Source organism: Trueperaceae bacterium (assembly GCA_031581195.1).
Classification (GTDB): Bacteria; Deinococcota; Deinococci; order Deinococcales; family Trueperaceae; genus SLSQ01.
On the sequence record JAVLCF010000075.1, the window covers coordinates 1 to 11951 of the forward strand.

The 11951-nt window shown below is 76.2% G+C and carries 12 protein-coding genes; 7 read left to right on the forward strand and 5 right to left on the reverse strand.

Features of this window, described 5'->3' with window-relative positions; all coding sequences use genetic code 11:
* Positions 1 to 475, forward strand: a 475-nt coding sequence (locus RI554_07920) for a hypothetical protein (protein MDR9391941.1), incomplete at its 5' end; no start/stop codon positions are given.
* A gap of 13 nt (positions 476 to 488) precedes the next feature.
* Here the strand turns inward: RI554_07920 and RI554_07925 are convergent.
* The 4 genes from RI554_07925 to trmFO are packed head-to-tail and all read right to left on the reverse strand — an operon-like array spanning position 489 to position 5008.
* Complete coding sequence (locus RI554_07925) at positions 489 to 1403, reverse strand: metallophosphoesterase family protein (GenBank protein ID MDR9391942.1); 915 nt, start codon at positions 1401 to 1403, stop codon at positions 489 to 491.
* Positions 1400 to 2323: a shikimate dehydrogenase gene (locus RI554_07930; GenBank protein MDR9391943.1), complete on the reverse strand. Its 924-nt coding sequence runs from the start codon at positions 2321 to 2323 to the stop codon at positions 1400 to 1402. The genes RI554_07925 and RI554_07930 overlap by 4 nt, the downstream gene beginning before the upstream one ends.
* Before the next feature lie 11 nt (positions 2324 to 2334).
* Positions 2335 to 3387: a GntG family PLP-dependent aldolase gene (locus RI554_07935; GenBank protein ID MDR9391944.1), complete on the reverse strand. Its 1053-nt coding sequence runs from the start codon at positions 3385 to 3387 to the stop codon at positions 2335 to 2337.
* A 1-nt stretch (position 3388) separates the two neighbouring features.
* Positions 3389 to 5008, reverse strand: coding sequence for a methylenetetrahydrofolate--tRNA-(uracil(54)-C(5))-methyltransferase (FADH(2)-oxidizing) TrmFO (gene trmFO / locus RI554_07940; protein MDR9391945.1), 1620 nt, complete (start codon positions 5006 to 5008; stop codon positions 3389 to 3391).
* Here trmFO and RI554_07945 point away from each other — a divergent pair.
* Both RI554_07945 and RI554_07950 read left to right on the forward strand, forming a co-directional pair.
* Positions 4934 to 5518 (forward strand): diadenylate cyclase, encoded by a 585-nt coding sequence (locus tag RI554_07945; GenBank protein MDR9391946.1) that lies wholly within the window; start codon positions 4934 to 4936, stop codon positions 5516 to 5518. The genes trmFO and RI554_07945 overlap by 75 nt on opposite strands.
* Complete coding sequence (locus RI554_07950) at positions 5508 to 6473, forward strand: quinate 5-dehydrogenase (GenBank protein MDR9391947.1); 966 nt, start codon at positions 5508 to 5510, stop codon at positions 6471 to 6473. Before RI554_07945 ends, RI554_07950 begins: the two co-directional genes overlap by 11 nt.
* Here the strand turns inward: RI554_07950 and ppk1 are convergent.
* Positions 6453 to 8660 (reverse strand): polyphosphate kinase 1, encoded by a 2208-nt coding sequence (ppk1, locus tag RI554_07955; protein MDR9391948.1) that lies wholly within the window; start codon positions 8658 to 8660, stop codon positions 6453 to 6455. The genes RI554_07950 and ppk1 overlap by 21 nt on opposite strands.
* 71 nt (positions 8661 to 8731) lie before the next feature.
* Here ppk1 and RI554_07960 point away from each other — a divergent pair, with 71 nt between their 5' ends.
* The 4 genes from RI554_07960 to RI554_07975 all read left to right on the forward strand — a co-directional run.
* Complete coding sequence (locus RI554_07960; protein ID MDR9391949.1) at positions 8732 to 9751, forward strand: hypothetical protein; 1020 nt, start codon at positions 8732 to 8734, stop codon at positions 9749 to 9751.
* Between the two features lie 9 nt (positions 9752 to 9760).
* A complete protein-coding gene (locus RI554_07965; protein MDR9391950.1) occupies positions 9761 to 10519 on the forward strand; it encodes a TrmH family RNA methyltransferase in 759 nt (252 codons plus the stop codon).
* An 11-nt stretch (positions 10520 to 10530) separates the two neighbouring features.
* Positions 10531 to 10857, forward strand: coding sequence for a hypothetical protein (locus RI554_07970; GenBank protein ID MDR9391951.1), 327 nt, complete (start codon positions 10531 to 10533; stop codon positions 10855 to 10857).
* Positions 10854 to 11951, forward strand: a 1098-nt coding sequence (locus tag RI554_07975) for a M20/M25/M40 family metallo-hydrolase (protein ID MDR9391952.1), incomplete at its 3' end; no start/stop codon positions are given. The genes RI554_07970 and RI554_07975, both read left to right, overlap by 4 nt.

An 11951-nucleotide genomic window follows, 5' to 3' on the forward strand; every position in this document is an offset into this window, starting at 1 on the left:
CCCCGGCCCCCCGCCCGACCCTGCGGACGTCCCCTCGCCCGTCGGCCCCGCCAGCGTCGCACCACCCAGCACGCCGCTGTTCCCCGCCGACGCTCCCACGCCGAGCGCTCCGGACCCCGGTCCGGACCCCGGTTCGGACCCCAGGCAGGACCCCGCGCCCGCTGCGGACGACCCCCCGGCGTCCGACGACGCCGCCCCCGGCGACGGCGACGGCGCCACGCTGCCGGCCGGCGTCCCCATCCGGACGCGCGACGAGGGCGACGCGGGCGGCGACCTCCGCTCCCGCCTCGAGGCCTACCTCACGCACCCCGAAATGCCGCTCGTCGCGAAGAGCGACGTGATCGCGAAACGCTTCGGGCTCGAGGTCGCCACCGCCGACGACCTCCTGCACGACATCGCCGCCGCGCCTCCGGACGGCGTCCGCCTGACCCGCGTCCGCGACGGCGCCTGGCGCGTCGAGCGTCGCCTCGGCTGAGGCCCGTGCGCCCTCAGGGCGCGTCGGTCGTCAGGCCGCTCGCCGCCACGGCCTCCGCCCCCACCGCATCCGGCGCCCTGAGCGACGGCCCTGCGACCCGCCGAAACCGGTGCCACGCCCCCTCGTCCCGCGGCGCGTCGTGCGTTTCGCTCCACATCAGGAACGGCACGAGGAGGCTGCGCCCCACCGCCACCTCCGCCTGGTAGAGCCGCGCGCTGAGGCCCGCCTCGTCCAGGTAGCCCGACGTCGCGAACGCCGCCAGCGCCGCTTCGCGGTCGTAGGCGACCCGCCGGAACTCCGGACGCCAGCGGTCGCCCTCCCCGTGCAGCACCAGGTACTGCGCGCGCGCGTCGCCGTCGAACGGGGTGCCGACCGCCCCGCTGTTCAGCACCAGGTGCCGACCCCAACGGCGCTCCATCTGGATGTGGGTGTGCGAACCCACCAGCACGTCGTACGGGTGCATCTCCACGATTTCGCTGATCGCGGCGTCGCTCAGGTGCCGGCCGTACCCCTCACGGTAGTGCCGGGGGCTGCCGTGCGCCACCAACACCGACGGCAGGCCCGCCTCCTCGACGCGGGTCGTCGTCGGCAGCGCGGCGAGGGTCGGGCCCCATCCCGCCGCATCGACCTGCGCGGCGCACCAGCCGGTCGACGCCCAGAACGGATCCGCGAACCACGACGACGGGAGCTTCGCGTCCCGCCGCGTCCACATGAGCAGCAGGTCGTCGTGATTGCCGAGCAGCATCTCCCACCCGCGCGCCCGAATCGCGGCGAGGACCTCCGCGCTCTGCGGACCGCGGTTCACCATGTCGCCGTTGACGATCACGCGGTCGACCCCCACCGCCTCGACGTCGGCGGCGACCGCCTCGAACGCCGGGAGGATCCCGTGCACGTCCGCAAGGATCGCCACGCGCGGGGGCGCGCTCACGGGGCGGCCTCGCCCGCGAGCGCCGCCTCGAGGGCGGCGCGCATCACGTCCAGCGGGGCGGTGGCATGCGTCCACGCCTCGAACGACGCGGCCCCCTGATGCAGCAGCATCCCGACGCCGTCGACGGTGGTCAGGCCCGCCGCGGCGGCGTCGCGCAGGAACGGCGTGCGCCGCGGTCGGTACACGAGGTCCACCGCCACGGCGTCCGGATGGCGGGCGGCGAGCGCCACCCAGGCGGCGGCCGGCACCGGCGTGCGGGGGTCCGCCGCACCGCCGCGCGCCATGCCGAGCGAGGTGGCCTGCACGACGAGCGGCGCGGCGGCCGCCCCCTCCGCCGCGTCCGCCTCCCCCCACACGGCGGCCGGGTCGGTCGCCGCAGCGTCCGGCGCGGCGTCCGGCGCGCCGCCGGTGCGCACGACGACGTCGCGACCCGGGAAGGCGTCCGCGACGTCGTGCGCCAACGTCGTGGCGGGGCCGGCGCTGCGGTTGTGGATCGCGAGCGACGTCGCGCCCGCCTCCAGCGCCGCCCACGCCGCGGCGCGGGCGGCGCCACCGGCCCCGAACAGGACGAGCGGGCGCCCGTTCAGGTCCACGCCGGCCTCCTCCAGGGACCGGGTGAGGCCGACGGCGTCGACGTTGTCCCCGACGAGGCGACCCCCTTCCTTCACGACGAGGTTCACCGCGTCCATCGCGGCGGCGCGGGGGCGGACGCCGTCGAGGTGCGCCTGCACCGCCCGCTTGTGCGGGACGCTCACGTTCGCACCGAGGAACGCGTCGTCCCGCAGCCGCGCGACGGCGTCCGCCAGGGCCTCGGGGGGGACGTCCCACGCCTCGTACGTCGCGTCGACGCCGAGCGCGGCGAACGCCGCGTCGTGCAGCACCGGACTGAGACTGTGCCCCGCGGGGTGGGCCCACAGCACCGCCCGGCGCGTCATCCCGCGGCGGGGGCCCCAGGGGTCCGGGCGTCCATCCGCTCGCGCACGATCCGCATCGCCGCCGCCACGTCGTCGTCGCCGACGTGCCGGTGCGTCACGAGGCGGATCGTGCGCGGCCCCAGCGCGTTGGCGCGGACGCCGTGCGCGTCCCAGTCCGCCGCGACGGCGGGCGCGTCCTCGACGGCGAGGTACACCATGTTGCTCTGCACGCTGTCCAGGTCGATCGTCACGCCCGGCACCCCCTGCAGGCCCTCGGCGAGGGCGCGGGCGCGCGCGTGGTCGTCGGCGAGGCGGGCGGGCCCGTGCCGGATCGCTTCGAGGCCGGCGGCGGCCAACCCGCCGATCTGCCGCATGCCGCCCCCGAACGCCTTGCGGTAGCGGTGCGCGTCGCGCAGCACGTCGCGCCGCCCGACCAGGACCGTGCCGACCGGCGCGCCGAGCCCTTTGCTGAGGCAGATCGAGACGGTGTCGAACCCGGCGGCGACGTCGGCGATCTCGACCCCGAGCGCCACGGCGGCGTTGTAGGCGCGCGCCCCGTCGAGGTGCACCGGGAGGCCCTCGGCGCGGCCGGCCTCGATCAGGGCGCGCTGCCGGTCGAGCGGCACGACGGTGCCACCCGCCTTGTTGTGCGTGTTCTCGAGCACCAGCAGCCCGGTCGGCGCCTGGTGGGGGCTGCGGTGCACCGCGTCGTGCACCGCGTCCGGCGTCGGGACGCCGCCCGGCGCGGGAATCGGCCTTGGGGTGAGGCCGGACAGGAGCGACATCGCTCCGATCTCGTACTCGTAGACGTGCGCGCCGGCCGGCACGATCACCTCGACGCCGCGGCCGGTGAGGGCCGCGATGGCGGCCTGGTTGCTCATGGTGCCGCTCGGGAAGAACAGGCCGGCCTCGTGGCCGGTGCGTTCGGCGAGCTCCTCCTGCAGGCGGACGGTGGTGGGGTCCTCGCCGTAGACGTCGTCGCCGACCGCCGCCTCCGCCATCGCGCGGCGCATGGCGTCGTCGGGCCGGGTCACGGTGTCGCTGCGCAGATCGATCGGTGCCTGGGTCACGTCAATCCCCTCCCACGCCCGCCGGAGCGGGCGTCGCGTCGGGCGTCGTCGCGGGCGTCGCGTCCGGCGTCGCACCGGACCCCCCGTCCCCGCTCGCGGCGCGCGCGCCCTCCGGCGCGTCGCCGCTGTCCGGCGCCGCCGCCAGCGCGTGCTCGGCGAGGAACGCCCCGAACGCGTCGGCGCCGCGGGCGTACATCCACGCGCGACGGTCCTTCTTCCCCATCCGCCGGCCGGCCGCGTCCTTCTTCGGCGCGTTCGGCACGAGGCCCCAGTTCGCGTTCATCGGTTGGAAGCCGTCGGGGTTGGCGCCCGACAGGAACCGCACCAGCCCCCCGAGCATCGACGCTTCGGGCGGCACCAGCGGCGGCTGCCCGAGGCTCCGGCGGGCGGCGTTCGTGCCGGCCAACCAGCCGGTCGCCGACGACTCGAGGTAGCCCTCGGTGCCGGCGAGCACGCCGGCGACGAACAGGTCGGCGTCGTGACGCAGCGCCAGGTGCGGCTCGAGGAGGCGCGGGGCGTTGAGGTAGGTGTTGCGGTGCATCACGCCGTAGCGGACGACGTCGGCGTTCTCCAGGCCGGGCAGGGTCGTCACGACCGTCTTCTGGTCGCCCCACTTCAGGCCGGTCTGGAACCCCACGAGCGACCACATGCGGCCCGCCGCGTCCTCCTGGCGGAGCTGCACGACGGCATGGAAGCGCTCCCCGGTCTCGGGGTGCTCGAGCCCCACGGGCTTCATGGGGCCGAACCGAGGGGTGTCGGGCCCCCGCCGCGCCAACTCCTCGATCGGCATGCAGCCCTCGAAGAACTCGAGCTTCTCCCAGTCGTGCGGCGTGTGGCTGCGCGCTTCGGTGACCGCCGCCAGGAAGCGGGCGTAGTCGTCCTCGCGCAGCGGCAGGTTCAGGTAGTCCGCCGCCTGGTCGTAGCGTCCCTTGCGGTAGGCGACGTCCATGTCGATCGAGTCGACGTCCACGATCGGGGCGGCGGCGTCGTAGAACCCGAGGAAGCTCTCCCCCAGACGTTCGGCGATCGCCGCGGCGAACGCGTCGCTCGTCAACGGGCCGGTCGCGAGGACGGTGGGCCCGTCGGGCAGGGCCGTGAGCTCCTCGCGGCGGACGGTGATGCGCGGGTGCGCCTCGACCGCGGCGGTGACGCGCTCGGCGAGCACCGACCGGTCGACCGCCAACGCCCCACCGGCGGGGACGCGCGCGGCGTCGGCGTGCGTCACGATCGCGCCGCCGGCCGCGCGCATCTCCGCCTGCAGGAGCCCTTTGGCGTTCGTCTCCGCCGTCCCCCCGAGCGAGTTGCTGCACACCATCTCCGCGAAACGGTCGGTGGCGTGCGCCGGGGTGGTGCGGACGGGACGCATCTCGAAGAGGTCGACGTCCACCCCGAGTCGGGCGGCGGCCAGGGCGGCGTCGGAGCCGGCCATGCCGGCCCCGACGACGGTGATGCGGGGGCGGGAATCCATGCCGGGAAGGGTAGCACCCCGCCTCGGCGCGGTACGGCGCGACGCGCGACGCCCCCGGCGGCGGGCTACCCTGGCGCCATGCTGCGCGACGTCCGCATCTTCAGCGACGCCTTCCTGGCCGCGCGGGGCGTGGACGGCGCCACCCTGAGCCACGTCACCCGCATCGCCCTCGAGTTGGCGCGCGAGGGCCGCGAGGGCCGCAAGATCGGGGCGTTGTTCACCGTCGACGACCACCCCGCCGTCCTCGCCCGTTCGCGCCCGCTGATCCTCGATCCGTTGAAGGGCCACCCGGACGAGGACAAGGTCGTGACCGACGCGAACGTGCGCGAGACGTTGAAGGAACTCGCGCAACTCGACGGCGCCTTCGTGATCTCCGGCGACGGGGTCGCGGTCGCCGCGGCGCGCTACCTCTCGGCCAGCGCCGAGGGCGTCGTGCTGCCCATGGGGTTGGGGAGTCGCCACGTCGCGGCGGCCTCCATCACGCTGCGCACCGACGCGGTCGCCGTCGTCGTGTCGGAATCGAGCATGGTGCGCATCTTCGACGACGGCGAACTGGTCCGCGAGATCGTGCCCGACGTGTGGCTGTTCGAGCGGTTGACGCCGTCCGCGGGGCGCACCCGCGACGACGGGGGCGACGGCGGAGCGGCCCGCGGTGACGCCTGAACGACCCCCCGCCGGGCGGGACGCGGGGCGTCCCCTGCGGGTCGTCAGCGTCTCGTTGGGCGCTCCGGCGCGCGACGCGGTCCGCGAGACGACGCTGCTCGGGCGGCGGGTCCGGCTGGAACGCATCGGCACGAACGGCGACGTCCGCGCCGCCGCGGCGACGTTCGCGCGCCTCGCGGGCACCGTCGACGCGTTCGGGCTCGGGGGCACCGACCTCGAGCTGCGGGTCGCGGGCCGCCGCTACCGGATCCGCGAAAGCGTCCGCCTCGCGCGCCACGCCGGCACGACGCCGGTCGTGTGCGGCGCCGGCCTGAAGGACACCCTGGAGCGGTGGGTGCCGGCCCGGCTCGAGGGCCGCATCGCGCTCGACGGGGCGCGGGTGCTGCTGCCCTCCGCCGTCGACCGCTGGGGGTTGGCCGAGGCGTTGCGCGACGCCGGCGCACGGTTGACGATCGGCGACCTGGCGTTCCTGTTGGGCGTCCCCCACCGCATGCACGACCTCGACGCGTTCGCGCGGGTCGTGCGGGTCCTCGCGCCCCCGGTCGTCCGCCTCCCGATCGGGTGGATCTACCCCACCGGCGCGAAGCAGGGCACGACCGACGCGGGGTGGCGCCGCCGCTGGTTCGACGACGCGGACGTCGTCGCGGGCGACTGGCACCTGGTGCGGCGCTTCGCCCCGACCGACCTGCACGGCCGCACGATCCTGACGAACACGACGACCGCCGCGGACCTCGACGACCTCGGTGCGCGCGGCGTCCGCGCGGTCGTGACGACCACCCCCCGGCTGGACGGGCGTAGCCTCCCGACGAACCTGCTGGAGGCGGCGTTCACGGCGATCGCGGGACGCCATCCCCTCCCCCGCGCCGACCTCGCGGCGATGGTGGCGGAGGCGGACCTGGCGCCGGACGTGTGGACGCCGCCCCCGCAGCGTGCGTCAGGGGGCGTCGGCGCGTAGGGCGCGCGCCATCAGGCGCGCCTGCAGCCGCCGGGGGGCGGCCGGATCGGCCGGGGTGCGTTGCACGTAGCGCCCGTCGGCCTGCAGGTCCCAGGCGTTGCGGTCGTCGGCGAGCGCCGCGTCGAGCACGCCCGCCAGGCGCCCGGCGAGGTCACGGTCGCGGACCGGGACGATCGCTTCGATGCGGTCGCTCAAGTTCCGGCGCTTCCAGTCGGCGCTGCCGAGCAGGACCTCGCGGTCCCCGCCGTTCCCGAAGAGAAAAATGCGGTCGTGCTCGAGGAAGCGATCGACGATGGACACGACCCGGATGGTGTCGCTCACCCCGGGGACGCCGGGCCGGAGGCGGGTGTGGCCGCGCACGATCAGGTCGATCGGGACGCCGGCGCGCGAGGCGCGGTAGAGGGCCTGAATGAGGGGGACGTCGTCGAGGCCGTTCATCTTCGCGACGATGCGCCCCCCGCGCCCCGCCCGTTGGTGGTCGATCTCGCGCTCGATCCGCGCGAGGAACCGGTCGCGCATGTCCCACGGCGCGACGAGGAGCGTCTCGTAGGTCTGTTCCGGCGCGTAGCCGGTGATGTGGTGGAACAGGTCGACGAGGTCGCTGCCGATCGCGTCGTCGGCGGTGAGCAGCCCGACGTCGGTGTAGAGGCGCGCCGTGTTGGCGTTGTAGTTGCCGGTCCCGACGTGCGCGTAGGTGCGGATCCCCCCCGCCTCGCGGCGGACGACGAGCACCACCTTCGTGTGGATCTTGAGGTCGACGAAGCCGTAGCTGACGTGCACGCCGGCCGCCTCGAGGCGTTCGCCCCACTCGATGTTGTTCGCCTCGTCGAAGCGGGCCTTCACCTCGACGAGGACCGCGACCTGCTTGCCGCGTTCCGCGGCCCGCATGAGCGCCGCGACGATGGGGCTGCGGCTGCTGGTGCGGTAGAGCGTCATCTTGATCGCCAGGACGTCGGGGTCCTCCGCCGCCTCCTCGATGAAGCGCTGGACGCTGGTGCGGAACAGGTCGTAGGGGTGGTGCACCAGCACGTCGTTGGCGCGGACGAGGTCGAACATCGAGGCGCGCTCCTCGGCGAGGACGTGGTCCGCGATGCGTTTCGCGGTCACGCCGTGCCACGGCTCGTAGCGCAGGTCGGGCCGGTCGACGCCGTCCAGCAGCTGCTCGAGGTCGGCGAGCGCCATCACCCGGTCGGCGACGACGACGTCGGCGTCGTCGACGTGCAGGTGCTCGACGAGGTAGCGCCGGACCCGCTCCGGCATGCGCGCCTCGACCTCGAGGCGGACGACGGGCGCGAAGCGCCGCTCGCGCAACTCCTCGCCGATGACCGCGAGCAGGTCGTCGGCCTCCTCCTCGTCGAGGCGGGTGTCGGCGTTCCGGGTGACGCGGAAGCGCCAGGCGCCCACGACCTCCATGCCGGGGAACAACCGGTCGACGTGGCGTTCGAGGAGCTGCTCGACCGGCAGGTGGCGGCCGCGCGCGGTCGTCACGAAGCGCCCCTCGAGGGTGGGGACCTTGATGCGGACGAAGCGTTCGTCGATCTCCCCCGGCCGTCGCAACAACACCGCGACGCTCAAACTGAGGTTGCTGATGAGGGGGAAGGGCCGTCCGGAGTCCACCGCGAGGGGCGTGACGACGTGGTAGAGGTTCGCGTCGAACCAGCGGGAGGCGGCGGCGTCCTCGTCGCCGTCCAGGTCGTCGACGTCGGCGACGTCGACGACGCCCTCGTCGCGCAACGCCGGTCGCAACGTCTCGCGCCACAACGCCTCCATCGCCTCGTACAGGGGCCGCATCGCTCCGCGCACGAGGGCGAGCTGCTCGCCGGGGGTGCGCCCGTCGGGGCTGGCGGCGTACACGCCGGCGGCCTGCTGGCGCAGCAGCCCCCCGACGCGCTTCATGACGAACTCGTCGAGGTTCGACGCGGCGATCGCGAGGTAGCGCACCCGCTCGAGGAGCGGCGTGCGCGGGTCCATCGCCTGCCACAGGACGCGCGCGTCGAAATCGAGGTCGCCCGCCTCGCGATTCAGGTAGAGCGCCGGGTGGTCGAGCGGCAGCTCCGCCGCGTCGCCCCCCGGCACGTCGGCGGGGGCGACGGCGACCGGGAGGCCGCTCGGTTCGTGCCGGAGCGCCGGCCGCTCGGGGGCGTCCGGCCCCTCGCCCCCGGCGGGGGGTGGGACGTCGTCGCGCATGGCGGCAGGGTAGCGGGCGCGTGTCCCGAGAACGTCATGACGGGCGACGTCGGGGCGGGTACCCTGCCGCCATGAGCGTGACCTGGCTCGCCCTGGTGGGGCCGTTCCACCGGCGCTTCCCGCGCTACAACGCCGTCACCGTCCGCGAGACCGTCGCGGCGTTGGCGCCCGCCCGCATCGTGACGACCGCGGTGCCGCCCGGCGGCTTCGAGGACGACGGCTGGCGCGACGTCGAGGAGCCCGCCCTCGCGGAGGTGGTCGCCTGGGCGCGGGCCCGGGGCGTACCGGTCGAGGCGGTCGGCGAGCCGTCGCCGGACCCGTCGGCGCAGGAGGACTTCGCGCGCTACCTCACCGACGCCGCCGTCCGCGACGACGCGGTGGCGCGGGTCGGGGAGGCGGAGGCGGCGCTCGAGGCGTTGCTGGCCCGCGCGCACGACGCCGACGGCGTGCACGCGGAGCTGGCGCCGGCGGTGGCGGCGCTGCACGAGGCCCGCCTGGCGGCGTTCGGGGACGGGCCGGGCACCGACTGGCTGGAGGCGCGCGGCGCCACGATGGCGGAGCGCATCGCGGGGCACCTGGACGGCGCGGCCGACGGCGTCGTGCTCGCGGTGCCCGCCGATCACGGCCCCGGGCTTCGCGCGGCGTTGGCGGAGCGCGGCGTGACGCCGGCCAACCCGCCGGTCGTGCCGCCGAGCGACGCGGCCCGCACGCGGGCGCTGCTCGACGTCGCCCTGAGCGGCGACGGGGACGACCCCGGCGCGATGCTGGAGGCGCTCGCGCCGCTCCCGATGCCCGAGGCGCGCCTCGCGGAGGCCGAGGTCCTGCTGCGCGCCGGCGATCCGGGGGCGGCGCTGGCCCGGTTGCGGGAGGCGGCCACCACCGACTTCGTCGATCCCCCGTGGCTGCCGGGCTGGTTGCTGGCCCGCCTCGGGCAGCTCGCCGACGTCGCCGACGCGCGCGACGAGGCGCGCCGCGCCTACCGCGGCGTGCTCGCCCTCGCGTGGGCGCCCCGCGCCGCGCGGGAGGCGGCGAAGGCGGGGCTCGAGACGCCGTTCACGCTTCCCCGCGCGGACGGCGACGCGGGCGCCTGAGGCGTCGGCGTGCCGCCCGCCCCCGACCTCCCGCGGCAGCTGCCCCGGTGGCGGCCGGACCTGGGGTACGGCTGGGTGGTTGGCGAATTCGCGGTCCGGGCGCTGCTGCGCGACGCCCCCGGGCGCGCCCTCGAGGTGCGCCTCCACCGCGACGCGGACCCCGCCCTCCGGCGCGACCTCGAGGGGGCGTGCGCGGCGGCGGGGGTGCCGCTCGAGGCGGACGACGCGGCGGTCGAAGCGAAGCGGTCGAAGGCCAACGCGACGGTGCTGGGGCTGCTGCGGACGCACGACGACGCGCTGGAGGCGAGCGCGCCGCAGGTGGCGTTGGTCGGCCCGCGCGAGCCGGGGAACGTCGGGACCGCCCTGCGCACCGCCGTCGCGCTGGGGGTGCGCGACGTCGCGGTGATCGGCGGGGTGCATCCGCGCTCGCCGCACGCCCTGCGCGCGTCGCTCGGGACGGCGTTCGCGGCGCGCGTCGCGCGGCCAGCGTCGCTGCCGGCGTGGGCGGAGACCGCCCGCCGCGAGGGGGGCGCGCCGCCGCTGCTGCTGCACGGCCGCGGCGCGCGGACCCTCCGGGACGTCGCGGCGGCCGGCGCGCCCCGCCCCCTGCGCCTGGCGGTGGGGCCGGAGTGGCCCGGCTTCGCCGACGCCGACCTGCGCCACGGCACGCCGGTCCGCATCGACGTCGCGGCGGAGGCGGAGTCGTTGAACGTCGCGGTGGCGCTCGGCATCGCCCTGCATCACCTGGGGCCGTACGCGACGCGGTAGACTCCGCGGCGATGCAGGAGCTGTTGTTCAGCGCGGCGCGGCACTTCAAGCGCGGGACCGCCCTCGCGGAGCGGGGGGACGCGCGCGGCGCGTCGAAGGCGTTCCACGAGGCGCTGCTGGACCTCCACGCGGTGAAGCCGCACCGGATGCGCGACGTCCTGTTGGCGCAGGTGTACCTCTCGCGCGCCGAGACCGAGCGGGACGTCGACCCGGCGCGGGCGGACACCGACTTCCGCTTGGGCTACAGCTACGCCCGCACGACGCAGGAACCGCACGTCCGTGCGCATGCCGAGCGCCTCCGGCGCGAGCGGGGCGCGGTGGCGGGGCGGGCGGCGTGACGGACGCCGCCTTCGCCGCCCTCGACCTGCCGGGGCGCGCCCGCGCGGCCCGCGACGCGTACGTCGCGACGCTCTCGGAGCTCGTCCGGCACGAGTCCCCGAGCCTCGCGGTCGACGCCTGCAACGCCCTCGCCGACCTCCTGCAGCGGCAGCTGGAGGAGGACGGCTGGACGGTGACGCGCGCGGCGCGCGACGGGGCGGGCGACGTCGTCACCGCGCACCTGGCGGGCGAGGCCGCCCCGGACCCGGGCGCGCCCCACGGCACGCTGTTGCTGGCGCACTACGACACCGTGTGGCCGCTGGGGACGCTGGAGACGATGCCCCTCCGCGTCGACGAGGACGTGCTGGCCGGCCCCGGAGCGTTCGACATGAAGGCGGGCATCGCGACGGCGCGGCACGCCGCTGCGCTCGCGCGCGCAGCTGGGCCGCTGCCCGAGCGCGTGACGTTGCTGGTGACGTCGGACGAGGAGGTCGGGTCGGGACGCTCGCGCGACGTCATCGAGGCGACCGCCCGCGAGCACGCGCGCGTGCTGGTGCTGGAGCCGGGCACGGCGGACGGCTCGATCAAGGTCGCGCGCAAGGGCGTCGGCATGCTGCGGTTCGTGCTGGAGGGGGTCCCCTCGCACGCCGGGCTCGCGCCGGAGGACGGCGCCAGCGCCCTGCGGGAGTTCGCGCACCTGCTGCCCTGGGCGGAGGCGCTCGCCGACCCGGCGGTCGGCACCACGTTGTCGGTGACGATGGCGTCGGGCGGGTCCGCCGGGAACGTCGTCGCCGCCCACGCCGAAGCGCACGCCGACCTGCGCGTCGCCCGCGCCGACGAGGCGGACCGCGTCCTGGAGGCCCTGAGCACGTACGTCCCGCGCGACCCGCGCGTCACCGCGACGCTGCGCGGGGAGGTGAACCGCCCCCCGATGGAGGCCACGCCGGCGAACCGGGCGTTGGCCGACCACGCGAAGGGCCTCGCGGAGGCGATGGGGCTGCCCTGGCGCGAGACGTCGGTCGGGGGCGCCTCGGACGGGAACTTCACGTCCGCCGCCGGCGTCGCGACGCTCGACGGGCTCGGGGCGGTCGGGGACGGCGCGCACGCCCACCAC

Coding starts and splice junctions, on each gene's coding strand:
- RI554_07945 (MDR9391946.1), top strand. CDS start 4,934: ATGCTGCGCGACGTCCGCATCTTCAGCGACGCCTTCCTGGCCGCGCGG.
- ppk1 (MDR9391948.1), bottom strand. CDS start 8,660: ATGCGCGACGACGTCCCACCCCCCGCCGGGGGCGAGGGGCCGGACGCC.
- RI554_07960 (MDR9391949.1), top strand. CDS start 8,732: ATGAGCGTGACCTGGCTCGCCCTGGTGGGGCCGTTCCACCGGCGCTTC.
- RI554_07970 (MDR9391951.1), top strand. CDS start 10,531: ATGCAGGAGCTGTTGTTCAGCGCGGCGCGGCACTTCAAGCGCGGGACC.